The following is a 24,152-nucleotide window of genomic DNA, read 5'->3' as shown; positions in this document are numbered from 1 at the left end:
CCTTAGGGTGTTACGCATAACTCCCTATTACTTCTAACTGCTTATCACTTCCCTGCTATTATTTCCAGAAGCATCATTACCTCGAAATCTTGGAAAGCTTGGGTAAATATGCTCTCTATGCGCTGTGGCAAACACCGAACATGATTGCAGGTAGGTGTTATCACTGATACAAGAGGCCTATTATTTATTAAACAACTATCTTAATAATTCAGAAGCTCTTAGCTAATTAATACTTTTTTTAACGCATTTAGTTTGTTAGAAACTATAGATTGAATCCTTTCACTTCGGGTTTGAAGGAATTTATCATATTTTGCAATAGTTTTTATATCTTGCTTATTGAAATATTTTTCCTGAAATTGAATAAAATAACTCTTGTTTTTAAATTCTTTTTTAGCGCGAGAAAAATTCCTAAAAGCATCCTCAACATTGCTTTCACAAATGCTTTGCCATTGGTCTAAATAAGCTTGGCGCACATCCTCCTTGTTAGATAGCAACTCACAAGTTTTCATCCACCAATTATACCAAGTTTCTAGTGAATACCCACTATTAGAAGGATTAGCAATGACTAAGGGGTTCTTGCATATATATAACTCAACATCCTGTTCATACATGTTGAATAAAAAAGGCATATGTGGATAAGCATTGACTATATTCCCATAGGCCTTAGCCATTGAATAATTTATAAAAGATTCGGTTTTGAAAATGTTACAAGGTATAAAACTAGAAAACTTAAAATATGGGTATCCTTTATCCAGTAGCTGTTTAGGGGTTAAAGTACAACCACCAAATGGCCATACTTTCTGTGCGTGTGCTCCAACATGAATGAGGTCAACTTCGCCTTTTTGTATAACTTGAAGCACATCATCCATATCAGAAGGGGATATGAAATCATCGTCGCACAAAACCCATGTGTATCTATAGTCTCCTAAATCAAATGTCTTGAGGAAATTTGCTCCTAGCCCAATATTATATTTATTAGATATTACTTTAAAATCAGGTAATTGACCAATAAAGGATTCTGCCACTGCTACGGTATTATCATCCGAACAATTATTCAGGACAGTTATTGGGAAATCACGTAACCTTGAATTATCAATATAATTCAAGGTTTGCCTCAGGTTTTCTGCTCTGTTATAAGTTATCACGTATATACCAAGCAAACCGTCGTTCGGTACGGTCTGCGAGTCTATTTTTTGCTTGTCCATTTATTAAAATTATTTATCATTGTTATTTGCTTAAATTTGGTCAAAGCACAGTCAACTAAATTTATGCAAATAATAATGACATCAGTATTAAACCGCTTTAGAAGACACTTTTGCCTCAACTAAATATTTACTAATAACTTCTACCATGTAATCATAATGTTCCTCCTGTAAACCGGGCCACACGCCAAGCCAGAATGAGCGGTTCATTACAGTGTCGGTGTTGCTTAAGTCACCTACCACACGGTGCTCGATGTTGCGGTAAGCGGGCTGACGCAACAGGTTGCCAGCGAACAGCAGGCGGGTGCCAATCTTATTTGCCTCTAGGTGTTCTACCAGATGCGCCCGGCCGATGGGGCTGTCATCGCGCAGCGTGAGTAGGAAGCCAAACCAGCTGGGTTCGCTGCCAGGCGTTGCTTCGGGTAGAATGAAGTGTTCTTCGAATTGCTTCATCTTATTAAGTAGCATCGCGTGGTTTTCGCGGCGGCGCTGCACAAAATAATCGGCTTTGGTGAGCTGGCTTAGGCCGATGGCCGCCTGCATATCGGTTACCTTCAGGTTGAAACCAATGTGCGAATACGTGTATTTGTGGTCGTAGCCGTAAGGAAGTTCGCCCAACTGCTGGCAGAAGCGCTTGTTGCAGGTATTGTCCTTACCAGGTTCGCAGTAGCAGTCGCGGCCCCAGTCGCGGAAGCTCTCGGCTATCATCTTCAGCCGGATATTGTTGATGAGTACGGCCCCACCCTCTCCCATTGTGATGTGGTGGGCGGGGTAGAACGAAAGAGTAGCAAGGTCGCCGAAGGTACCGGTCTTCTGACCGTTGTAAGTGGCACCCAGCGAGTCGCAGTCGTCCTCAATCACCCAGAGGTTGTACTTCTTCGCCACGCGCATTACCTCATCCAGGTTGAAAGGATTGCCCAACGTATGCGCCATCATAATAGCCTTGGTCTTGGGGGTAACGGCCTGCTCCAGCAACTCAACTTTGATGTTATAGCTGGGAATATCCACGTCGATGAACACCGGCACGCAGCCGAACTGAATTAGAGGATTAACGGTGGTAGGGAAGCCCGCTGCCACTGTAATCACTTCATCGCCAGGCTTAATAGCTCGGTCGCCAAGCTTAGGCGAGGTGAGCGTATAGAACGCGACCAAATTAGCCGAAGAACCGGAGTTGACCAAGATAGCCGACTTACACCCCATCCATTTGGCCAGCTTCTGCTCGAATTTGGGACCAAAGCGCCCGGTAGTTAGCCAGCCATCTAGGGTAGCATCTACACCGTACAGCAAGTCCTCCGCATCGAGTACTTTTCCCGTGACAGGGATGTAGTCAATCCCCGGCTGAATAGTCTTGGTAACGTTTTTAGTAGCAACCTCAGTTAGGGACTGTAGGAGGCCATTATCGGCCGTAATATTCTTAAGCATGAGTCTTGGTCGTTAAATAATCATCAATATTAGAGAAACGAAAATCAGGGAATTCGCTCAGAAACTTATGCGACATCAGCCCTCCATTGAGGGGGCGTGGAGCGGGCTGGGCCAAGGCCGCAGTGGTAGTTTGAGTGAGCGTGGCAGCTGCATAAGCAAATTTACGCACTACCCGGTCAGCTAGCTGGTAGCGGTTCATATAGTCGGTACTACCTAAGTGATAGATACCTTGCTTGTCACCATCTAATAGCGATTTTAAGGCTTTGGCAACATCAAGCGCATTAATAGGCGTCGCATATTGGTCAATAGGTAGTACCAAACTAATTGGCTCTTGAGCAGCTATTTGATTAAGTATACGCGCCACGAAGTTCTTACCGCGCAGTTCATTGCCATATACATTCGTAATCCTCAAAATAAGATGAGGCAATCCACTATCAATTACGAGTCGCTCGGCGGCCAGTTTGTGCGCCCCATACACACAAATAGGATTTACCAATTGCTCTTCAGTGTAAGGGCCTTGCTGACCGTCAAAGACATAATCTGTAGATAGGTAAACAAATTTGGATTTGTGCTGACTAGATAACGCTAGTAGATTAGCAGTAGAAGTAACCGTTTTTAGGTAGCTTTCTTCTTGGTTGCTTTCGCAGTAATCCACAAAAGTCAAGGCGCCGCAATGCACAATAACATCGGGAGCAAAGCCAGTAAACTCCGCGTTTTTAGGGTCAGCTAAGTCGCATGAGTTAAAATAAACACTGGCGGGGGTACCGTAGGACAAGTGAGTTCCATGCACTGTATACTCAGCAAACTGAGTCAGGTAAGCCTGACAATTGCCTCCGACTAAGCCGGAAGCGCCAACAATTAGAACATTCATAGCGACTAGAAAGCAGCGTTAATGCTCGCCAAGCTGCCGAAAGCGGCATCGCGGTCTGATATAATGGGCGCTTGCACCGGCCACTCAAAGCCAAAGCTGTCCCATCTGATACCCGCGTCGGCTTGCGGCGCGTACACGCTCGTCACATTATACACGACGGTAGCTGTTGCGCTGAGCGTCAGAAAACCGTGGGCGCACCCTTTGGGAATGTAAATGGTGTGCGAATGCTCGGTTAAAGGAATGGCTACGTGCTGCCCGTAGGTAGCAGAGGTACGGCGTAGGTCCACAACTACGTCCAAGATACTTCCATGGGTCACATATACGAGTTTAGCGTGCTCGTGCGGTGGCAATTGAAAGTGCATTCCCCGAATGACGTCTTTGTGGGACACAGAATAATAGCTTTCCTGAAAATCGATGGCTAAGCCCTGGTCACGAAAAGCATTGGCGTGAAAAGTCTTAACAAACGTGCCGCGCTTGTCTTGGCTAACAAAGTTTTCCAATAGAAAAACGCCTTCTATAGCAGTCGGTTTAGTCTTCATGTGGAATAAACGCGTTAATCTGTCCGATGGTGAATTGCTGGATAGCGGCCGGCTCTTCTTGGTAGAATTTATACCAGTGCAGCGTTTCGGCAATAGCGGCATCAGCAGTATACTGCGGTTTCCAGCTCAACTGACTCACAGCCTTACTTATATCTAGTTTCAGCAGGCCAGCCTCGTGCGGCTGCCCTGTCAAAACAGGCTTTTCGTAGGTGCCACTACCCCATATTCGTAAAGCAGCCTGTACTAGCTCCTCCACTACTTTATTGTCTTCCGCATATGGGCCAAAATTCCAACTACCACCATATTCCAATGGTTTTCCAGCCAGTTGAGCACCTAGCAGTAGGTAGCCACCAAGGGGCTCCAATACGTGCTGCCATGGCCGCACCGCCTGCGGGTTGCGCACCGTCACGGGTTGACTGGTTCGCAATGCTCGTACAATGTCGGGGATGATACGGTCTTTAGCCCAGTCGCCACCACCTATTACATTGCCTGCGCGCGCACTGGCAATACCTTTTTGGTGCTGCTCAAAAGTAGCGGGATTAAAAAAAGACTGGGTATAGGAATTAATAACTAACTCGGCACAAGCTTTACTAGCGCTGTAGGGGTCATAACCTCCCAAGCGGTCAGTTTCACGGTAGGGATACAGCCACTCTTTATTCTCATACACCTTGTCCGTCGTAATGAGCACAACGCTACAAGGCTTTGCCAGCTTACGCACGGCATCCAGTACATGAGCTGTACCAATAGCGTTGACGGTGAAGGTTGCAGCTGGTATTTCGTAAGAGAGTCTTACAAGCGGCTGAGCGGCCAGATGAAAGATAAAATCTGGCTGAAAGGATAAGATTTCCTGTTCTAGCCGGACCGCATCCCGCAAGTCGGCAATCACCGATTCACACAGCGTATCACCCGCCAAAAGGTTATACAAATCTTCCGCTTGCTCAGGAGCTAGCGCGTAGCCTTTGACTTCGGCGCCCAGCAGCCGTAGCCACTGCAATAACCAAGCACCTTTAAAGCCTGTGTGCCCGGTCAAAAACACCTTTTTACCTTGGTAAGTAGCCTGTAAATCCATTGTTACCAGGTTTTCCATTTAGCTACTCCTTGTTGCCACTCACTTTCTAGTTCAACCTTATCCCGAAGTGTGTCCATCGGCTTCCAGAAGCCGTGATGTTTATATGCCTGCATCTGATTGGCCGCCGCAATGTGCTCCAATGGCTCCCGCTCCCAAATGGTAGTATCGTTTTCGATATAGTCTATTACACTTGGCTCGCACACAAAAAAACCTCCATTTATCCAAGCTCCATCCCCCTTGGGCTTTTCCGTAAAGGAAATTACATCGTCACGGTCACCAAAATTCAGCGCTCCAAAGCGGCCACTAGGTTGAACTGCGGTTACAGTACATAGCTTACCGCTTTTCTGGTGAAAATCCAGTGACTCCCGGATATTTACATCCGAAACCCCGTCGCCGTATGTCAATAGGAAAGTCTCATCCCCAATGTGCTGTTTCACTCGTTTTATGCGCCCACCTGTCATCGTATTAAGCCCCGTATCTACAAGCGTAATATTCCACGGTTCCGCAAAGCTGTCGTGTACTTTCAGGGTGTTATCCTTAAGGTTAATTGTTACGTCTGATTTATGCAAAAAGTAGTTAGCAAAATACTCCTTAATAACATAACCTTTATATCCTAGGCAAATAACAAAATCATTAAAACCATGCGAAGAATAAATTTTCATGATATGCCACAAGATAGGCATATCACCGATTTCTACCATCGGCTTTGGTTTCAGTACAGTCTCCTCAGAAAGGCGCGTACCAAGTCCACCAGCAAGAATTACTACTTTCATATTAAACTGCTTTCACTTCAACGTCTTGAAAATTAATATTACCAAGGCTTGTTGGCCATATAGTTATCATTTTTTCCTTATTAATGTCAGCAAACATTATTTCAAAAAATAATGTTTGCATAACAATATCATAATCCGTAATTCCACTAATTTCATTACCAACCCCTACTGAAAAACTAAGATAATACTGACCTTTAGCAAGCTGGTGATTCTTTAAATTTAAATAAATTTCAGCTATTTCTCCTTTTTTAGCGGAAAAAATTTCTTCTGAAAAGAAAGTTCCTACCGACGTTTCATCTATCTTGTAAATAGAAAATGCTATCCTAAAGGCCGCACAATCTATTGAACTTTTCAGCGTTAGTAAAAGCGAGATATTATCTTGGATAGAATAACAATTATTTTCAACTCCATTGATAAATTCAACTGATTGGAATCTAATGGTACGCGAATAATCCCCAAATCGATGACTAGCATTTATTAAAGCTTTTGTATTATTATTAAATTCTAGAAAATTAGCAGTATAGTAATCGACTGATTCGTCAGCCGTACCTGCAAAATCTAGCTGCCCGTTTTTCATTACCAGCCCCGTTGTACAGATATTCTTAACTGCCGCCATACTATGGCTAACAAAAAGAATAGTCCGTCCATCATTACGGCTTACATCCTGCATTCTGCCTAAGCACTTCTTCTGAAATTCGGCATCGCCAACGGCGAGTACTTCATCCACAATTAGAATCTCCGGTTCCAGAAAGGCTGACACGGCAAACGCCAACCGCACATACATTCCACTACTGTAGCGCTTAACCGGTGTATCGATGTACCGCTCAACACCCGAGAAATCTACAATTTCGTCGAATTTACTGCGAATTTCGGTTTTGGTCATGCCTAATATGGCGCCGTTCAGGAAAATGTTTTCCCTACCCGTCAGTTCTGGATGAAAGCCAGTACCAACCTCCAGTAGCGATGCAATCCGACCATTTACATTGACTCGCCCGGTAGTAGGTGCCGTAATTTTCGATAGAATCTTGAGCAGAGTGGATTTACCGGCCCCATTGCGACCGATAATACCCAGTACCTCCCCTTTTTTTACTTCAAAATTCACGTCTTTCAACGACCATACGAAGTCGCTGGCTCCTTTACTGGTGCGGTCGTTCGATTCGCCAACCTTAGCGAAGGGGTCTTCCTTACCCCGAATACCCGCCCACCAACGATTCAGGTCTTGGCTCAGCGTACCCGTACCCACTTCACCTAATCGGTAAAGCTTGCTTAAATCTTCTACCTTGATAGCTATATCGCTCATTATACTACTTTAGAAACCAACCAGATAAAGACCGCTCGGCTGCTTGCCTTATTATACCGTGTCTGTAAAGCTTTTCTGCACCCTGTTAAAGATGATAGTACCTAGTAGTAGTACTACTAGGGTTACCCCCGTGCTGTATCCCAAGGCCTGCCAGCTGAATGTACCCGAGCCTAAGAAGGCATACCGGAACGTTTCTACGATAGAAGTCATGGGATTGGCCTCTATCAGCTTCCGCGACCACCCGGTAATACTGGAAAGTGGATAAATAACGGGGGTAGCGTACATCAATAGCTGTACGCCAAAGGCCAGAAGCATGGCCAGATCCCGGTATTTAGTAGTAAGCGCGCTAAAAATCATCCCGAGGCCCAACGATAGTAACCCCATAATGACCACAAGCAGCGGCGTGAGCGCAATCGTCCAGTTCGGATGAATGTTATTATTGCCCTGCAATAAGTAGTAGAGCCACACCGCCGCGAACAAGCCCAGCTGAATAGCAAACCGGACCAGGTTTGAGATAACGATGGATAGCGGCATCGTCAGGCGCGGGAAGTATACCTTCCCGAACATGGTCGCATTATCGCGAAAAACTGTGGAAGTACTCGTTAGGGTTTGGGCAAAATAATTCCAGACCGTGATACCTGCTAGGTAGAAGGCCATCTGTGGTAAGCCGTCAGTCGAAAGCTTGGCAATATTACCAAATACAATAACGTAGGTAATAGTAGTTAGCAGCGGCTGGATAAAAAACCAGATGGGCCCAAGTACAGTCTGCTTGTAAGTTGACACGAAATCTCGGCGCACGAATAGCATGACGAGGTCACGATAACGCCATACATCAGCTAACCCAAGTTCTAGCAACCGTGTACGCGGCTGGATTACCTCAGTCCAGCTTTCTTCTTGCGCACTACCAGCAGCATAATTAACCTCCGACTTTTCTAGAACGCTTGTGGTATCCACTCAGATAGATTTTAACAGAAAATACGATTGCAAGCAATTGCTTATCCCTGCAAAGATAGCTACTGTGTTTGTAAAGAGGAGATGTACGTTGTATCGCTGCCTTTTCGGTACCTCACACGCAAATAACTATGAAAGCCTAGTTAGCGAGAAAGTAGCAAACCACTATTTTATACAACACATTGAAAGTAAATTACTTATACCAGATAATTCACAAATTATTTATTAATTTTTATTATAGTATATTTGCATTTACTTAACTAAAGAAAAGTTAGTATGGCCGATATGCCCGATGACTAGTGCTCTTCCACAGAAGTGCTGTTACCAAAAATCTAGCTGGTTTTTTTTCTATCAACGGATAGGATAGGTAATTAGGAGCGAAGCGTGGATGCGAGGAAAGTTAGGCAAGCAAATTACCTGATACCACAACCATAGATTCGTTAAAAAGCCTCAGCGTATACTGCTCTTACTCCTTCTTCCAAGCCGATAGTTGCTACCCAGCCGTAGCTAGCCAGCTTACTCACATCCATAAGTTTACGTGGGGTTCCGTCGGGGTAATTAGAATTGAAGAGTATGGTGCCTTCATAGCCTACAGTGCGCTGTACCAGTTCGGCCAACTCACGAATGCTAAGGTCAGTACCAGTGCCGATATTTACTAGGCCTGGTTCATTATAATTCTCTAGCAGCCAGTAGCAGGCATCGGCCAAGTCATTGACGTGCAGAAACTCGCGGCGCGGGGTGCCGGTGCCCCACACCTCTACTTCAGGCGCACTAGCTTCCTTAGCCTCGTGAAACTTGCGCAGCAGCGCGGGCAGCACGTGCGAGTTTTTAAGGTCGTAGTTGTCGTGGGGGCCGTAGAGGTTGGTTGGCATAGCTGAGATGTAGTTGCAGCCGTATTGACTACGGTATGCATCGCAGAGCTTGATACCGGCAATCTTGGCCACGGCATAGGGCTCGTTGGTGCTTTCCAACTCGCCGGTCAGCAAAGACTCTTCTTGGAGGGGTTGCGGGGCCATTTTGGGGTAAATGCACGATGAACCCAGGAAAAGCAATTTCTTCACCCCGTTCAGATACGAGTGATGAATGACGTTGCTCTCAATCATGAGGTTATCGTACAGAAACTCGGCCCGGTAGGTATTATTAGCCTGAATACCGCCCACCTTGGCGGCGGCCAGTACCACGTAGTCCGGCTTTTCCTGCGCGAAAAACGCCGCTACGGCCGCTTGGTCGCGGAGGTCCAACTCGCTGGAGGTACGGGTTACGAAATTAGTAAAGCCTGCCTTTTGAAGCCGCCGGATAAGTGCTGAGCCTACCATGCCGCGGTGACCCGCCACATAAATTTTCGCGTCTTTTTCCATGCTACTGGTTATTCGTAAGCGTTCGAAATGGGGTAGCCACCCGCCTGCAAGTGAGCATCGCGCTGAAATAGCTTAAGGTCGGCCTGCACCATTTCCTGAACCAGCGCCGACAGGTCGTACTTGGGTTCCCAGCCCAGTTGGGTTTTAGCCTTGGTAGGGTCACCAATCAGCAGCTCTACTTCCGTGGGGCGGAAATAGCGCTCATCAATCTGCACGATGGTACTACCTACAGGTAGCTGAAAATCAGGATTAGCGCACGCGGTCACTACCCCTACCTCCGCGATACCTTCGCCGCTGAACTCCACGGTAATGCCCAGCTCGGCAAACGCTAACCGCACGAATTCGCGCACGGTAGTCGTTACGCCGGTAGCGATTACGTAGTCTTCCGGCGTTTCCTGCTGCAGGATGCGCCACATGGCTTCTACGTAGTCCTTCGCGTGGCCCCAGTCGCGCTTGGCGTCCAGGTTACCCAGGAATAGCTTCTGCTGCAAACCCAGTGCGATGCGGGACGCAGCCCGCGTAATTTTACGGGTTACGAAAGTTTCGCCGCGTAGTGGGCTTTCGTGGTTGAACAGGATGCCGTTGCAGGCATACATACCGTAAGCTTCGCGGTAGTTCACCGTAATCCAGTAGCCATAGAGCTTGGCTACGGCGTAGGGTGAGCGCGGATAGAATGGCGTGGTTTCTGACTGGGGCACCTGCTGCACCAAGCCGTAGAGCTCCGAGGTGCTGGCTTGGTAGATACGCGTTTTTTCGGTAAGGCCCAGAATGCGAATGGCTTCCAACAGGCGCAACGTACCTATCCCGTCTACATCGGCAGTGTATTCGGGCGTATCAAACGACACCTTGACGTGCGACATAGCCCCCAGATTATAGATTTCATCGGGTTGAACCTGCTGAATGATGCGAATCAGGTTAGTCGAATCTGTTAGGTCGCCATAATGCAGAATAAAGCGCACGTGGCTTTCGTGGGGGTCCTGATAGAGGCTATCAATTCGCTCGGTGTTGATAAGCGAAGAACGGCGCTTGATACCGTGTACCTCATAGCCCTTGCTGAGCAAAAGCTCTACCAGATAGGCTCCGTCCTGGCCTGTTACGCCAGTAATAATCGCTCGTTTCATAAAGTGTTGGGGGTGTAGGGTTGGTTGATGGAGAAAGTTAACTATTGGTAGATAGCTAACTGTCTAAAACAGGTAGTAGGCGAAATGTGGATGAGTGCAGCCGATTGTCTTACTTAACTATGCAGTTCTGCGCGCATGCTAATGAAGCGCCACGAAGTTAACCCTGCAATCAAACAATGGGCACATTATTGGTCATTTTATCAGTCGGAAGATACGGTTATCCGGCGTTGCCAGATTTCTGGTCGGGCAGTTTTAAAACCTACGGATAGCCGAGGCCACCGCCCCGACCATATCCTCCGTCATACCAGGCCACAGTGGTAAGCTCAAGCATGTAGCAGCTAGCTCTTCCGCGACGGGTAGGCTACCGATTGGTAGGTTGAGCTGAGTATAAGCCGATTGCAGGTGGGGTGGCACCGGATAATGCACTTGTGTGCCAATACCCTGGGTAGCTAAATAACCTTGCAAAGCATCACGAAATGGCGTGTGCACCACATATAGGTGGTAAACGTGCGTTGCCCCGGCCGCCAACGTAGGTAAGCGCAAGTTGGTAATGCCCGCCAAGTGCTGGGTGTACCAAGCCGCTATTTGCTGGCGCTGAGCCGTCCACTCGGCTAGGTAGCTCAGCTTCGCCCGTAGCAAGGCGGCTTGAAGCTCATCCAGACGCGAATTATAACCTACCGTCTCGTGGTGGTTTTTGGTGACCGAGCCGTAGTTGCGTAGCACCCGCAGCCGCTGGGCCAGCTCCTCGCTATTGGTAGTGATGGCGCCGGCGTCACCCAGTGCCCCGAGGTTTTTGGTGGGGTAGAAGCTGGTAGTGTTCACCGCACCAAAGCTGCCTGTTAGCTGCCCGTCGAAAGCCGCACCCTGGGCTTGGGCATTATCTTCCATCACTTGTAGCCCGTGCACGTGGGCCAGGGCCATTATTGCTGGCATCCGGCAGGCCTGACCATAGAGATGCACCGGGATAATAGCCCGAGTACGCGGCGTGATGGCCGCTGCTAGCAACTCGGGGTCGAGGTTACTGGTAGTAAGCTCTGGCTCTACGGGTACTGGGGTAGCTCCTACGTGCGTCACGGCAAGCCAGGTAGCGATGAAGGTATTCGAAGGCACAATGACCTCATCGCCGCGGCCAATGCCTAGCGCCCGCAACGCCAAGGTCAGAGCCTCCAAGCCGTTCCCTACCCCCACAGTATGCGTTACCTGACTGAACTCGCTGTAGGCCTGCTCAAACTGCGTTACCTCCTTACCCAGTACGTACCAATTGGAGTCGTAGACGCGTGCCATGGCCACCAGCATTTCCCCGCGAATGGCCGCGTGCATGGGCTGCGATGAGAAAAAAGGAATGTGCATATTGGGCATCACCGTAGCTATTAGTTCCACGCTACCCCCTACCCTACCGCAAACGAGAAAGCGGTTGAGCCAGCGCCGGGCACTGACTCAACCGCCTCGCGGGTAATAAAGGGGGGTAGGCGCGCTATTTCACGTGCTCCTTGAAGTATTCCAGCGTCCGCTTCAAGCCTTCGGCACGGTCTACTTTGGGCTCCCAACCCAGGATTTCCTTGGCCAGGGTGATATCGGGCTTGCGCTTCATGGGGTCGTTCTCAGGTAGCGCCTGGTAGGTCGGCTTAAACTCGACACCAGTGAGCTTAGCAATCTCTTCCCCGAACTGCTTGATAGTGATTTCGGCGGGATTACCAATATTCACTGGTAAGGCGTAGTCGCTGAGTAGCAGGCGGTAAATACCTTCTACCAGGTCATCGACGTAGCAGAAGGAGCGCGTTTGCGAGCCATCGCCGAATACCGTCAGGTTTTCACCACGCAGGGCCTGCGACAGGAAAGCCGGCAATACGCGGCCGTCGTCCAGTCGCATGCGGGGGCCGTAAGTATTGAAGATGCGGATAATACGGGTTTCCAGGCCGTGGTGGTTGTGGTAGGCCATCGTGATGGCTTCCTGAAAGCGCTTTGCTTCGTCGTAGCAGCCGCGCGGGCCCACTGGGTTTACGTTGCCAAAGTATGTTTCAACTTGAGGATGAACTTCCGGGTCGCCATATACCTCTGAGGTACTGGCAATCAGCATGCGGGCGCCTTTCACGCGGGCCAGACCCAGCAGGTTGTGCGTACCCAGCGACCCCACTTTCAGCGTCTGAATCGGGATTTTGAGGTAGTCAATCGGCGAGGCGGGCGAGGCAAAGTGCAGGATGTAATCAAGCTTACCGGGCACGAACACGAATTTGCTCACGTCGTGGTGATGAAACTCGAAGTCTTCGCGCTTGAACAGGTGCTCGATATTGGCTAAGTCACCCGTTATCAGGTTATCCATCGCAATAACGTGGTAGCCCTCGGCCAAGAATCGGTCGCAGAGGTGCGAGCCTAGAAAGCCGGCTCCACCGGTAATGAGTACGCGTTTTTTTTCTTCAGCCATTTTAAAATGCTTAAATCGTTGTCATGCTGAGCTTACCGAAGGCTAACCGCTCCATTGAAAATTAGTAAGCTGCCGGCTCTTTGTGGTCGGCTTTAATTCCGATGCAGTGATAGGTAAAACCTATCTCTTTCATTTCGGATGGGTCGTAGATATTACGGCCATCAAAAATCACCTTCTGCTTGAGCAGCCGGCCTACCACCTCAAATGAGGGCGAGCGGAACTCAGGCCACTCCGTTACTACCAGCAGCGCATCGGCGTCTACCAACGCTTCGAACTGGTCTTTGGCGTAGGTAATCGTATCACCCAGCGTATGCTTGGCCTCTGGAATAGCTACCGGGTCGTAGGCGGAAACAGTCGCGCCTTCGGCCAACAGCTTCTCGATGATAACCAGCGACGGCGCTTCGCGCATGTCATCGGTCTTAGGCTTAAAAGACAGGCCCCAGATGGCGAATTTCTTGCCTTTCAGGTCATTGCCAAAGTGCTTTTTCACTTTATTGAACAGCACCTCTTTCTGGGCTTCGTTCACGCCTTCCACGGCTTGCAGCACCTGCATCTGGTAGCCGTTTTCGGAGGCCGTCTTGATGAGGGCTTTTACATCCTTAGGGAAGCATGAACCGCCATAGCCAATGCCGGGATAGATAAACTTGTGGCCGATACGCGCATCGGAGCCGATGCCTTGGCGCACTTTGTTCACATCGGCGCCCATGATTTCGCACAGGTTGGCGATGTCGTTCATGAACGAGATTTTAGTCGCCAACATGGAGTTAGCGGCGTATTTCGTCATTTCGGCCGACGGGATATCCATAAAGATAATCGGGTGGCCATTGAGCAGGAAAGGCTTGTAGAGGCGACGCATCACTTCCTCGGCACGCTCCGAGCTTACCCCTACCACGATGCGGTCGGGCTTGAGGAAGTCGTCGATAGCAGCTCCCTCTTTCAGGAACTCGGGGTTGGAAGCCACGTCAAACTCCACACTGGCACCGCGCTTAGCCAAGGCCTGCTCGATTTCGAAGCGGACTTTAGCGGCGGTACCTACAGGCACTGTGCTCTTCGTCACAACTACCGTGTAGTTATCCATGTTCTCGCCGATGCCACGCGCTACGGCCAGCACGTATTTCAGGTCGGCCGAGCCGTCTTCGCCGGGAGGGGTACCCACGGCGATAAAGGCTACGTCGGCACCTTTAATACTTTCGGCCAGCGAGGTAGAAAAGTTGAGTCGCCCCGACTTCACGTTGCGCGCCACCATTTCCTCCAGGCCCGGCTCATAGATGGGCAGGATGCCATTGTGGAGGTTATCGATTTTTTTCTGGTCGATATCAATGCACGTCACATCAATGCCTACTTCGGCAAAGCACGTGCCCGTAACTAGTCCGACGTAGCCGGTGCCTACTACTGCTATTTTCATAAGGTGTTCAAAAGTGAAAGAACCAAGATTTCGCGCACTAAGCAAAAAAGCTGCCCGATGTTCGTATTAAGAAGTTTTTATTTTCACTGGCTCCGCCATGTAGTGCTTCCACCAATACTGAAATACCACCAGCCCCCAGATGCGCGCGTGCGCATCGCCTGGGTTGTTAGAGAATAGCTGCTTTTTCAGCTTCTGCACCGCTGTTACCTCAAAGATGCCTTGCTCAGCCACAAAGTCATCGGCCAGCAAGTCTTGCTCAATGAGGGGCCGTAGCTCACCACGCATCCATTTGAGCAGCGGTACCTCGAAGCCGTGCTTGGGGCGGTCGTACAGCTCGGGGGGGAGCATGGGACGAAAGGCATCCTGCACGATTTTCTTTTTCATGATGCCGTCTACCTTACTGCTGACGGGTAGGGAGAAGGCGAAGTTAACCACCTTATAGTCCAGAAACGGCGTTCTGACTTCCAACGAGTTAGCCATGCTCATCAGGTCTACCTTAGTGAGCATGTCGTAGGGTAGTACCAGCTGCGTATCAGTTAGCAGCACCTCGTTGAGGTCACCGTCGGCGTGGATATTTTCGAGGATATCTTTGCGGCGCTTCGTGGCTAACTTTTTATCCACCTTGCGGCGGCTGGCGGGGCTAAGCAAGTCGGTGGCCTGCTTTTCGGAGGCGAAGCTGGCCCAATCCCAGTAGCGGTCCTTGGGACCGCTGAGCATGCCGCGCGAAAAGCGCTGAAACTGCCGGATTTTATTGCCGAAATACGAATTGCGCGACTTGGGTAGGATGTCCCAGAGCAGGTTCAGGCCCGTGACGGCCTCGGCCTTGAAGCCGCCCTGCCGCACCCGGAAATCGCCCATGTGCTTGTTGTAGCCGCCAAAAATCTCATCGGCGCCGTCACCGCTGAGCGCTACTGTCACGTGCTGCCGCGTGCGCTGGCTCAATACGTGCACCGCCAGCGCCGAAGAGTCGGCGAAGGGCTCGTCGAAATAGTCAAGCATCTGGAAAAGATGCTCGTACAGGTCATCGTTACTCAGCGAAAACACCGTGTGGTTGGTGTTGTGCATCTTCGCTACCAGGTTGGCGTACTTGGTTTCGTCGAAGAAAGGCTCGTCGCGGAAGCCAATGCTGAAGGTATTGAGGTGCGGCGTGTGGCGGGTAGCCAGCGCCGTAATAACGCTCGAATCGATGCCACCGCTCAGGAACGAGCCCAGCGGCACGTCGGCTACGAGGCGGCGCTCCACCGCCTCATCCAGCAGCGACACCAGCTTTTTCTGCTGCTCGTCGTAGGTCAGCTTGTTTTTAGCGACTTCCTTGGGGTCGTAAGGGATTTTGTACCAGCGCTTGCGCACCACCTTTTTGCCCTGGATAAACAGGTAGTGACCAGGCAGCACCTTTTTGATGCCTTTGAAGATGGTGGCCGGGCCCGGTATGTAGTTGAGCTGCAAGTACTGGCTGAGGGCCACGTAGTCGAGCTTGCGGGGCACGCCCAGCGCCAGCAGCGACTTGAGCTCGGAGCCGAACAGCAGGTTGTCCTCATCGCGGTACACATACAGGGGCTTCACACCGTAGCGGTCGCGAGCAATGAAGAGCGAGCCGTCTTCCTGGTCGTAGATGGCAAAGCCGAAAAAACCGTTTAGCTTCTTGATAAAGCCCCTACCCTCACTGATATACAGGTTAAGAATAACCTCCGTATCAGTTTGAGAATGAAACTGATAGCCTTTTTTAATAAGCTTTTCGCGCAGCTCGCGAAAGTTGAATATCTCCCCGTTGAATACGATGGTGTAGCGGCCCGAGGCGTCGGTCATGGGCTGGTTGCCATCGGCCGACAGGTCGAGGATGGCCAGACGACGAAAGCCCAGGCCAACGTTATCGTACACAAAATGTCCCTGCGAGTCGGGCCCCCGGCGCACAATAGCGTCGGTGGCAGCCTGCAAGCGGGTCAGGGCCAAGCGGCCAGAATCGGAGAAGGCGTAAGCGCCGGTTATTCCACACATAGCTAGGTCGCAAATATAGGACGTGAGACAGCCTAATCCTGAGGCGACTGGACTTATCCTGGTGCGAGGGGGGTAGGGAGATGCGTGCAACCCCAACTGGCATCTGCTAGTAAAGCCCAGCAGAAACTGTCGTTTACGTTACACTTTTTTAATTACCGCCTTGCGGTAGCCCACCCATGGACCTTCAACAACAATTTGACGCCGCCGCGCGCCAAGTCGATAACTTACCCGGCGACCAGGCCGCCAAGTACATGACCGAGCTGTATGGCCTTTATAAGCAGGCTACGGAGGGCGATGTCAATATGAAAAACGAGGGCGTAGACGCCGACGCCGCCACCCAGGCCAGCGGTCCGGGCGACTTGTCGCAGGCGCAATGGGACTCGTGGGATAAATACAAGGGCACTTCTGAGGAAGATGCCAAGCGCCAGTACGTGGCTAAAGTAGCCGAGCTAACCGGCGCCAGCGGCACTGAGGCGGGCACGGTACCCACCGATGCGCTCACCAACGCCCCCATGGCTCCCGATGCGCCTCTTCCTACCGGCCAGGAAAATGACACCACCGCTCCACAGCCCGGCTTCGGGCCCGGCGATATGACGGCCGGCGGCCTGCGCGGCGACATCACGGCGGGCGCGCCCTACGGCGGCGAGGACAAGCTTAAAGGCAACCAATAGCCGCTGCTGGCCCGCTAAGGCCAGATTCGCCACATGAACCAAAAGTTAGGGGGTAGGGCCGACTGTACTAACACTACAACCAGCCCTACCCCCTATTTTTTAGCTCATATCACTACGCTACAAGAACTTACGATAGAGGTTATACAGAATACGACGGTCTTGTTCGGTGAGTATCGGGCTTACGTCAGTTTGAATGAAATGGCGCTTGAAGGCCACGATGGCGGCGGGAAAATCCTGCACGTCGTAGCCGATAATGCGCAGGGCCTCGCGCGGCGTGAGGCCGGGGAGGGGCTGCCCCAATGAGTCGGCGGCGAAGGGTGCGGCCGTGGTATCGCTCAGCACGGCCGCATCGTACCAGAGGCCGTAGCCGCGCACGGCCAGCTGCTGCCAGGGAAAAAGGGCGCTCGGGTCATTTTTGCGGACGGGGGCAATGTCGCTGTGGCCGATAAAGTTAGCCGCTGGGATATTGTACGTGCGCTTGAGACCGCCCAGCACTTTCAGCAGACTAGCAATTTGGGCGGGCTGGAATGGCTCGCTTCCGTCGTTATCGAGCTCAATACCAACTGATACCGAATTGATATCAGTCACGTTGCCCCAGCGGGCTACCCCCCCGTGCCAGGCCCGCAGGTAATCGTTGAGCATATGGTAGGTCTGGCCATCGCGCCCAATCACATAGTGCGCGCTCACCTGTGTTTTAGTCAGTGTAAACGTCTTGAGCGTCTGGTCGGCACTGTGCTGCGCCGTGTGATGAATGATGACATAGTTGGGCTTGCGCAGATTGAAGTTGGTAGTGCCCACCCAGTAGGGGGTAGGCGGCAGGCTGTCGCCGGCCAGCGTGGGCTGAGCTTGCAGTTGCTGCGCTAATAGCTTGGCCTGCTGGCGATAGGAACGGTTGGTAGTCTCGTAGGGATTGCGCACGCAGGCCGTGGCTAGCAGGCTGGCCGCGAATACTAGAGTGGTAGAAAGTTTCGTCATGAGATGATTTCAAACAAGAACGTCATGCTGAGCTTGCCGAAGCATCTCGTTCGCATCGTTGGGGATAGCAATCCCAGCGGCACGAGCGAGATGCTTCGGCAAGCTCAGCATGACGTTCTTTTTGGCTGTGTCGGGCAGATTACTTGGCGTAAGCTACTGAGCGCATTTCGCGGATTACAGTCACTTTAATCTGGCCGGGGTACTGCATTTCCTTCTCGATTTTCTGCGAAATCTCGAAGCTCAGCTCACCGGCGCGCTCGTCGCTCACGTTCTCCGCGTCTACAATCACGCGCAGCTCGCGGCCGGCCTGGATGGCGTAGGTCTGGTTTACGCCCTTGAAGGCGCCAGCGGTTTCTTCGAGCTGACGCAGGCGCTTGATGTAGCTCTCCATCATTTCGCGGCGTGCGCCGGGGCGCGAGCCCGAAATGGCGTCGCAGGCCTGCACGATGGGCGAAATCAGGGCCGTCATCTCCATCTCGTCGTGGTGAGCGCCGATGGCGTTTACTACGTCGGGGTGCTCCTTGTACTTCTTGGCCATCTCCATGCCCAGGATGGCGTGGGGCAGTTCGGGCTCTTCGGTACTCACCTTGCCAATGTCGTGGAGCAGGCCAGCGCGGCGGGCATGCTTCACGTTGAGGCCCAGTTCGGCGGCCATGGTGGCGCAGAGGTTAGCCACTTCGCGGCTGTGTTGCAGAAGGTTCTGGCCGTAGCTGGAGCGGAAGCGCATGCGGCCCACCATCCGAATCAACTCGGGGTGCAGGCCATGAATGCCCAGGTCGATGACCGTACGCTCACCAATTTCGATGATTTCCTCCTCGATTTTCTTGGTCGTCTTGGCTACAATTTCCTCCACGCGGGCGGGGTGGATGCGGCCGTCCTTCACGAGCAAGTGCAGCGAGAGGCGGGCAATTTCGCGACGTACCGGGTCGAAGCCCGAGATGATGATGGCCTCGGGCGTGTCGTCCACAATCACCTCTACCCCCGTCGCAGCCTCTAATGCCCGGATGTTGCGGCCCTCGCGGCCAATGATTTTACCCTTCACGTCGTCGCTTTCAATATTGAAAACCGACACGCAGTTTTCAATGGCGTGCTCCGAAGCGGTGCGCTGAATGGTTTCGAGCACTACCTTTTTGGCATCCTTGGTGGCCGTGAGCTTGGCTTGCGCCACGGTGTCCTTGATGTAGGAGCTGGCTTGCAGCTGCGCCTCGTTGCGCAGGCTTTCGACGAGCTGCTCGCGGGCTTCGGCGGCGGTGAGGCCAGCTACCTTTTCGAGCTGGCTCTGCACCTCGTGAATTTGCGATTCGGCTTCCTGCTGCTTGGCTTGCAGCTCAGCCACTACGGTTTCGTGCTTGGTCTGGCGCTTTTCTTCTTGCTGCTCGAAGCGGGTGCGCTGGTGCTCAGCGTCGGCCTGGACTTTTTCGCGGGTGGTTTCCAGCTCTTTTTCCTTGTGCTGGAGCTGCTCCAGCTGCTTCTGGGTAGTGTCAGTGAGGTGCTTAATGCTCTGCTCTTGAGCCAATACCCCCTGGCGGCGCTCGGTCAGCTCCTGGTCGAGGCCGGCTTTCAGGCGCTGGCTTTCGGTTTCGAATTCGCGGCGCTGGCGCTTCTGCTCCTGCTCGTACTCGTTTTTTAGGTTGCGAAACTTGTCTTTCGACTGCTGAATACGCTCGTCGCGGGTGCGGTTGGCCTGTAGTTCGGCTTCTTCGAGCAGCTGCTGGGCTTTGGCGCGGGCTTCGCCTTCGTGGTCTTGCCGGACTTTGCCGGCCATCTGCCGACCCACCAGCACGCCCACCACGAGGGCTATGACGGCGGCTATCGCGCAGTATAAAATTATAAGGGACATGGAGTTATGGAACTGAAGTGAATCAACACCATAGCCACGGCAAAAACCCGGAACCGCAACGCAACGGAAGGCCGCTTGCCTTCGGTGCGCCCGGCCGGGCCAACAAACATGTGGGTGCTGCCCAGCCGCTAGGCGGCCAGCACCACGCCAGTCAGCAGCTCGTCGAGGCGCGCCAAGCGCTCGGTAAGGGCTGCATCGGTTCCATCCTTTTCCTTGCTGACTTTCAGCGAGTCAGCCATTGTGGCGAGGGCTACCATCGCCAGTAGGTCCTGTTTGTCCTGAATGCCATACTGCTCCCGAAACTCCCGCAGCCGTTCGCTGAGCTGCCGGCCCGCCAGGCGCAGGCGCTCTTCGTCGGCTACTTCCACCCGCATAGGGTAGTCGCGCTCGGCAATGCGAATCTTGATGGCTAAGTCGTTCATTTAGAGAGCAAATAAGGTAGTCGTATGAGAAGGTTTATTACTCCCTCAAATAGGCAAGGCACTTATCTAGTTCGCGGATGTATTCGTTGAGGCGTTGTTTCAGCTCGTTGGCCTGGGTGGGTTCCCCGCCGGCTATAGTCTGGACAAGTTTAACAATGTTTTCCTGGTTTTGGTACTCGCGGAGTTGTTTTTCTCGCTCGCGGCCGTCGGCCCGGAGGTGTTCAATGGTGACGTTGGCATCGGCCAGCTCCTCACGCAGCTGCTGATAGGCAGCCACTAAGGTGGTTGCCTGCCGCTCCAAGCGGTCGAGCTGTGCAAGTTGCTGGGATGAAGCCACGAATAATTTATTATTTTAGCTTGCGAAGGTAACGTGCGCGGGCGGCCCGTTCGACCCGGGCTCCAAAAAAAGCCCGCCGATGCGGCGGGCTTTTTCCTTGGGCAAAAGCCGCGGCTATTCGCCGCCCTTCTTCTTGGTTTTCATCTTGGCGCCGTCGGGCGTCACGGTTTTGGTTTTGCCGTCGGGCATGGCCGGCATGCCGGGGGTAGCAGCCGGGGCGGCCGGGGCCGGGGCGACGGCCGCTGTCACGGGCGCGCCATTCACATCCAGCTCCTGCACATCGTAGCCGAGCTGCGAGAGGCCGGGGAAAGTCTTGGCGCGGTCGCCCACTACCACGATGTACATTTTGTCGGCGGGCAGGTACTTCTGGGCCGAGGCCTGCACATCCTCCTTCTTCAGCGCCTTCAGAATAGTGGCCTGCTGGGTTACGTAGTCGGGCTTGAGGTCGTACTCTACCAAGCGCGAGAGGAAGCCGGCCTTCTGCTGGCCGGTTTCGTAGCGCAGGGCATCGCTCTGGCCCACTGAGCTTTGCAGGAAGGCCAGCTCCTCATCGGAAATACCGTTGCGGTAATTCTGGATTTCGCTCATAAACTCCTTCACCGAGGCAGCCGTAGCATCGGCGCGCACGCCGGCCTGGGCGGTGTAGGGCCCGGCGTAGCGGCTACCCCGGAAGTAGGAGCTGGCGCCGTAAGTATAGCCTTTATTCTCTCGTAGGTTCAAGTTAATGCGCGAGTTGAAGGCGTCACCAAGCACGTAGTTCGCCAAATAGGCGCGGTAGTAGTCGCCGGTAGCATCGTAGGACAAGGGAGTGAGGTAGCCCACCCGGATTTCCGACTGCGCCGCCCCCGGCTTGTCGATGAAGTAAATCTTGGTTTTGTCGGGCTGCGTAGCAGTACCGGCCACTGGCAGCGTCACGGGCTTGGACTGCCAGCTTTTGAGGAAGCCTAGGCCCGGCTCTACGGCGGCCTGTTCCTGGTCACTCACCACGGTGAGGAAGCTCACGCTGGGCGAATAGAACTGCCGGTAGAATTGCTTCACGTCGTCGAGTGTGATACTGGTCACGCTGGCGGTGGTGCCAATGGCGGGCACGCTCATAATGTCCTGCTGGCTGTAGAGCAAGCGGGCGTACTCGTTATTGGCGATGGTAACGGGCTGTGTTACTTGGTTGGCAATGTTTTGCAGAGTGCGCTGCTTGAGGCGGTCAAAATCGCCCTGGTCAAAGCGCGGGTGTAGCAGGCGCTGGTCGAACAGGGCCAAGGTAGCGGGCAAGTTCTTGGTCAGCGTCTGCACGTATACCGCCGTGTTATCACTGCCAGTCGACACACTTACGGTGCTGCCCAGGCGCTCTAGCTGGGCGGTCATCTGCTCGGTGGTGTACCGTTCAGAACCCTCGTTAAGCATCTGGGCAGTCAGGCTAGCTAAACCAGCCTTGCTCAGGCTTTCCAGCCGGTGGCCGCCCTCAATAGTGAGCAGCATAGTGGTGGTAGGCAGCTCGGTGTTGCGAGTGCCGATGATTTTCAACCCGTTGGCAAACTTATCTTCGTAGATGGCAGGCACCTTCACCAGGGGGTTGGCCCCGGCCGCCGGCTGCTTCGAGCGGTCGAAAGTATCGGTGGCCTTCACGTATTTCAGGCCCTCGTAGCCATAGTTGGGGGCCACGTAGCCGGCCGGAGAGGCAGTGTAGTTGTCTTTGGCAGCTACGGCGTTGGCTTGGCCCTTGGGCACCACGCTCAAAATAACGGCGTGCTTATTCTTGAGATACTTGTCGTACACTCGCCGCACATCGGCCGTAGTGAGGGCCCGCAACTCTTTCAACTCCAGAGGCAAACGGTTAGGGTTGCTGTAAAGGGTCTGGTTGGAAGCCAGCTGGCTCATCTTACCGCTGACGCTGGCTAGGCCGTTGACGAGCCGCGCCTCCCGGCCGGCCTTGAAGCGGGCCACCTGCTCGGCGGTAGCGCCGGTGCGGGCAAACTCAGCCAGCGTTTTGCGGAAAATAACCTCTGTGCTATCGAGGCGGGTGGTCGGCACGTCGAGGGCCACCAGGGTAAACTGGCCGGCTAGCTCCGAGGTCGGGTGAGAGGCGTTGGCCTGAACGGCCTTCTGATTTTTTACCAGGTTTTTATACAGCAGAGAGGTTTTGCCGCCGCCGATGATATCGGCCAGCGCGTCAAGCGCAATCTCGTCAGGATGGCCCCCGGGCACCGTCGGAAACACCATTTGCAGCATCGGGAAGCGCACATTGTCCTCGTAGCTCACGTAGCGGTCGGCCGTGAGCACCGGCTCGGGCAGCTTCTGCACTGGCACGGACGGCCCGCGCTTAATGGGGCCGAAGTATTTCTCCACTTCCTTCACTACTTGGGCGGTGCTCACGTCGCCGCCCACCGTCAGGGTGGCGTTGTTAGGCCCGTACCAGCGCAGAAAGAAGTTCTTGAGGTCGTTCACGTCCGACTTATCCAGGTCAGACAAGTACCCAATAGTGAGCCACGAGTAGGGGTGGCCGTATGGGTAGAGCGACTTGCTGATATACTCACTGGCCAGGCCGTAGGGGCGGTTGTCGTAGTTCTGGCCGCGCTCGTTTTTCACGGTGGCGCGCTGAATCTCAAACTTCTTCTGGCTCACGGCATCAAGCAGGAAGCCCATGCGGTCGGCTTCCAGCCACAGCGCAGTTTCGAGCTGATTGCTCGGCACGGTTTCGTAGTAATTGGTGCGGTCTTGGTTTGTGCTGCCATTGAGGTCGCCGCCGGCGGCCGTCACGAGCTTGAAGTGCTGCTGGTCGCCCACATGGTCGGAGCCCTGAAACATCATGTGCTCGAAAAAGTGTGCGAAGCCCGACTTGCCAATCTGCTCACGGGCCGAGCCTACGTGGTAAGTTACGTCCACGTGCACTAGCGGGTCAGAATGGTCCTCACTTACCAGCAGTGTTAAGCCATTGGGCAGCACGTACTTCGAGTACGGAATTACCAGTTCGCCAGGTTTTTGCGTTACTTTTTCTACCAGCCGGGCGCCGCCGGCGGTAGCGGCGGGGGCCGCCTTAACGGTCGCTGGCTTGGGAGTAGTGGGTTTGGCGCCGTTGGGCTTAAGAGGCTTGGCCGCGGGCTGTTGGGCTAGGGCCGACAAGGTGGAAAATGTCAGTCCTAGGCCGCACAACCAGGGGTAGGCAAAACGTATTTTCATAACAGAAAAAAGGGGGAGAAAAGCCAATTGTAATAGGCGGAGGTTTACCACCGCTACTACCAGTCCGCAATGTTACTCGCCAAAAAGCGCAAAACATTACATCTTTCCCTCATTTTTTACTATTCTGCTATCTGCATGTGCTGCCTCACATTTGAACAGTAATTATTAATTAGTTGAACAGCTAATGGCAATTACCGGAATGTGTCGTGGCACGTCCCCTACCCCCCTTCTTGAGAGAGCAAACGGCTTGGAAAGTAACGAGCGCGCCGCAAAAGGCTGCGACGCGCTCGGCTTAAAAGCTGCGT

At 52.6% G+C, this 24,152-nt stretch carries 20 protein-coding genes; 1 reads left to right on the top strand and 19 read right to left on the bottom strand.

The genetic code is table 11. From position 1 onward, the window contains the following. Positions 1–218 precede the first annotated feature (218 nt). From E4631_RS05350 to asnB, 14 genes are all read right to left on the bottom strand, one after another. Positions 219–1,205, bottom strand: a complete 987-nt coding sequence (locus E4631_RS05350; RefSeq protein WP_133660073.1) for a glycosyltransferase family 2 protein — start codon at positions 1,203–1,205, stop codon at positions 219–221. Between the two features lie 87 nt (positions 1,206–1,292). Further along, on the bottom strand, positions 1,293–2,624 hold the full coding sequence (gene rfbH, locus E4631_RS05345; RefSeq protein WP_133660072.1) for a lipopolysaccharide biosynthesis protein RfbH: 1,332 nt from the start codon (positions 2,622–2,624) through the stop codon (positions 1,293–1,295). Further along, positions 2,617–3,495, bottom strand: coding sequence for an SDR family oxidoreductase (locus E4631_RS05340; protein WP_133660071.1), 879 nt, complete (start codon positions 3,493–3,495; stop codon positions 2,617–2,619). The genes rfbH and E4631_RS05340 overlap by 8 nt, the downstream gene beginning before the upstream one ends. 5 nt (positions 3,496–3,500) lie before the next feature. Next, positions 3,501–4,034 carry a dTDP-4-dehydrorhamnose 3,5-epimerase gene (gene rfbC, locus E4631_RS05335; RefSeq protein WP_133660070.1) on the bottom strand — a complete coding sequence of 178 codons (534 nt, stop codon included), beginning with the start codon at positions 4,032–4,034 and terminating at the stop codon, positions 3,501–3,503. After that, the gene (gene rfbG, locus E4631_RS05330; protein WP_133660069.1) at positions 4,024–5,121 is read right to left on the bottom strand and encodes a CDP-glucose 4,6-dehydratase; all 1,098 of its coding nucleotides are present in this window, start codon (positions 5,119–5,121) and stop codon (positions 4,024–4,026) included. The genes rfbC and rfbG overlap by 11 nt, the downstream gene beginning before the upstream one ends. Next, a complete protein-coding gene (gene rfbF / locus E4631_RS05325) occupies positions 5,106–5,876 on the bottom strand; it encodes a glucose-1-phosphate cytidylyltransferase (protein ID WP_133660068.1) in 771 nt (256 codons plus the stop codon). The genes rfbG and rfbF overlap by 16 nt, the downstream gene beginning before the upstream one ends. Before the next feature lies 1 nt (position 5,877). Next, positions 5,878–7,176, bottom strand: coding sequence for a polysaccharide ABC transporter ATP-binding protein (locus tag E4631_RS05320; RefSeq protein ID WP_133660067.1), 1,299 nt, complete (start codon positions 7,174–7,176; stop codon positions 5,878–5,880). 51 nt (positions 7,177–7,227) lie between these two features. Next, positions 7,228–8,130: an ABC transporter permease gene (locus tag E4631_RS05315; RefSeq protein ID WP_240734688.1), complete on the bottom strand. Its 903-nt coding sequence runs from the start codon at positions 8,128–8,130 to the stop codon at positions 7,228–7,230. A gap of 437 nt (positions 8,131–8,567) precedes the next feature. Next, positions 8,568–9,485 carry a GDP-L-fucose synthase gene (locus E4631_RS05310; RefSeq protein ID WP_133660066.1) on the bottom strand — a complete coding sequence of 306 codons (918 nt, stop codon included), beginning with the start codon at positions 9,483–9,485 and terminating at the stop codon, positions 8,568–8,570. An 8-nt stretch (positions 9,486–9,493) separates the two neighbouring features. Next, the gene (gene gmd / locus E4631_RS05305; RefSeq protein WP_133660065.1) at positions 9,494–10,606 is read right to left on the bottom strand and encodes a GDP-mannose 4,6-dehydratase; all 1,113 of its coding nucleotides are present in this window, start codon (positions 10,604–10,606) and stop codon (positions 9,494–9,496) included. Positions 10,607–10,858: 252 nt separating this feature from the next. Beyond that, positions 10,859–11,956: a DegT/DnrJ/EryC1/StrS aminotransferase family protein gene (locus E4631_RS05300; RefSeq protein ID WP_133660064.1), complete on the bottom strand. Its 1,098-nt coding sequence runs from the start codon at positions 11,954–11,956 to the stop codon at positions 10,859–10,861. 124 nt (positions 11,957–12,080) lie between these two features. Then, a complete protein-coding gene (locus tag E4631_RS05295) occupies positions 12,081–13,028 on the bottom strand; it encodes a UDP-glucuronic acid decarboxylase family protein (RefSeq protein WP_133660063.1) in 948 nt (315 codons plus the stop codon). A gap of 61 nt (positions 13,029–13,089) precedes the next feature. After that, entirely contained in the window at positions 13,090–14,433 is a 1,344-nt protein-coding gene (locus E4631_RS05290) for a UDP-glucose/GDP-mannose dehydrogenase family protein (RefSeq protein WP_133660062.1), read from the bottom strand. Between the two features lie 66 nt (positions 14,434–14,499). Then, positions 14,500–16,428 (bottom strand): asparagine synthase (glutamine-hydrolyzing), encoded by a 1,929-nt coding sequence (asnB, locus tag E4631_RS05285; RefSeq protein WP_133660061.1) that lies wholly within the window; start codon positions 16,426–16,428, stop codon positions 14,500–14,502. A 176-nt stretch (positions 16,429–16,604) separates the two neighbouring features. Here asnB and E4631_RS05280 point away from each other — a divergent pair, with 176 nt between their 5' ends. Beyond that, complete coding sequence (locus E4631_RS05280) at positions 16,605–17,099, top strand: acyl-CoA-binding protein (RefSeq protein ID WP_133660060.1); 495 nt, start codon at positions 16,605–16,607, stop codon at positions 17,097–17,099. Positions 17,100–17,216: 117 nt separating this feature from the next. Here the strand turns inward: E4631_RS05280 and E4631_RS05275 are convergent, their stop codons facing one another. The 5 genes from E4631_RS05275 to E4631_RS05255 all read right to left on the bottom strand — a co-directional run bounded on the left by E4631_RS05275 (position 17,217) and on the right by E4631_RS05255 (position 23,847). Continuing rightward, on the bottom strand, positions 17,217–18,074 hold the full coding sequence (locus tag E4631_RS05275) for an N-acetylmuramoyl-L-alanine amidase (RefSeq protein WP_133660059.1): 858 nt from the start codon (positions 18,072–18,074) through the stop codon (positions 17,217–17,219). Between the two features lie 139 nt (positions 18,075–18,213). Beyond that, a complete protein-coding gene (gene rny, locus E4631_RS05270; RefSeq protein ID WP_133660058.1) occupies positions 18,214–19,914 on the bottom strand; it encodes a ribonuclease Y in 1,701 nt (566 codons plus the stop codon). A 128-nt stretch (positions 19,915–20,042) separates the two neighbouring features. After that, positions 20,043–20,336 (bottom strand): cell division protein ZapA, encoded by a 294-nt coding sequence (locus E4631_RS05265; protein ID WP_133660057.1) that lies wholly within the window; start codon positions 20,334–20,336, stop codon positions 20,043–20,045. A gap of 37 nt (positions 20,337–20,373) precedes the next feature. Beyond that, the gene (locus E4631_RS05260) at positions 20,374–20,673 is read right to left on the bottom strand and encodes a hypothetical protein (RefSeq protein WP_133660056.1); all 300 of its coding nucleotides are present in this window, start codon (positions 20,671–20,673) and stop codon (positions 20,374–20,376) included. A 114-nt stretch (positions 20,674–20,787) separates the two neighbouring features. Continuing rightward, on the bottom strand, positions 20,788–23,847 hold the full coding sequence (locus E4631_RS05255) for a pitrilysin family protein (RefSeq protein ID WP_133660055.1): 3,060 nt from the start codon (positions 23,845–23,847) through the stop codon (positions 20,788–20,790). Positions 23,848–24,152: the final 305 nt, after the last annotated feature.

Origin of the sequence: Hymenobacter sp. UV11 (genome assembly GCF_004684095.1) — a bacterium.
Lineage (GTDB): Bacteria > Bacteroidota > Bacteroidia > Cytophagales > Hymenobacteraceae > Hymenobacter.
Note: the sequence above shows the minus strand (reverse complement) of the source record. Positions and strands in the feature narration are given on the sequence as shown.

Bases quoted from the DNA above. Each gene is read 5' to 3' on its own strand.
- E4631_RS05350 (WP_133660073.1), bottom strand. From the start codon at position 1,205: ATGGACAAGCAAAAAATAGACTCGCAGACCGTACCGAACGACGGTTTG.
- rfbH (WP_133660072.1), bottom strand. From the start codon at position 2,624: ATGCTTAAGAATATTACGGCCGATAATGGCCTCCTACAGTCCCTAACT.
- E4631_RS05340 (WP_133660071.1), bottom strand. From the start codon at position 3,495: ATGAATGTTCTAATTGTTGGCGCTTCCGGCTTAGTCGGAGGCAATTGT.
- rfbC (WP_133660070.1), bottom strand. From the start codon at position 4,034: ATGAAGACTAAACCGACTGCTATAGAAGGCGTTTTTCTATTGGAAAAC.
- rfbG (WP_133660069.1), bottom strand. From the start codon at position 5,121: ATGGAAAACCTGGTAACAATGGATTTACAGGCTACTTACCAAGGTAAA.
- rfbF (WP_133660068.1), bottom strand. From the start codon at position 5,876: ATGAAAGTAGTAATTCTTGCTGGTGGACTTGGTACGCGCCTTTCTGAG.
- E4631_RS05320 (WP_133660067.1), bottom strand. From the start codon at position 7,176: ATGAGCGATATAGCTATCAAGGTAGAAGATTTAAGCAAGCTTTACCGA.
- E4631_RS05310 (WP_133660066.1), bottom strand. From the start codon at position 9,485: ATGGAAAAAGACGCGAAAATTTATGTGGCGGGTCACCGCGGCATGGTA.
- gmd (WP_133660065.1), bottom strand. From the start codon at position 10,606: ATGAAACGAGCGATTATTACTGGCGTAACAGGCCAGGACGGAGCCTAT.
- E4631_RS05300 (WP_133660064.1), bottom strand. From the start codon at position 11,956: ATGCACATTCCTTTTTTCTCATCGCAGCCCATGCACGCGGCCATTCGC.
- E4631_RS05295 (WP_133660063.1), bottom strand. From the start codon at position 13,028: ATGGCTGAAGAAAAAAAACGCGTACTCATTACCGGTGGAGCCGGCTTT.
- E4631_RS05290 (WP_133660062.1), bottom strand. From the start codon at position 14,433: ATGAAAATAGCAGTAGTAGGCACCGGCTACGTCGGACTAGTTACGGGC.
- asnB (WP_133660061.1), bottom strand. From the start codon at position 16,428: ATGTGTGGAATAACCGGCGCTTACGCCTTCTCCGATTCTGGCCGCTTG.
- E4631_RS05280 (WP_133660060.1), top strand. From the start codon at position 16,605: ATGGACCTTCAACAACAATTTGACGCCGCCGCGCGCCAAGTCGATAAC.
- E4631_RS05275 (WP_133660059.1), bottom strand. From the start codon at position 18,074: ATGACGAAACTTTCTACCACTCTAGTATTCGCGGCCAGCCTGCTAGCC.
- rny (WP_133660058.1), bottom strand. From the start codon at position 19,914: ATGTCCCTTATAATTTTATACTGCGCGATAGCCGCCGTCATAGCCCTC.
- E4631_RS05265 (WP_133660057.1), bottom strand. From the start codon at position 20,336: ATGAACGACTTAGCCATCAAGATTCGCATTGCCGAGCGCGACTACCCT.
- E4631_RS05255 (WP_133660055.1), bottom strand. From the start codon at position 23,847: ATGAAAATACGTTTTGCCTACCCCTGGTTGTGCGGCCTAGGACTGACA.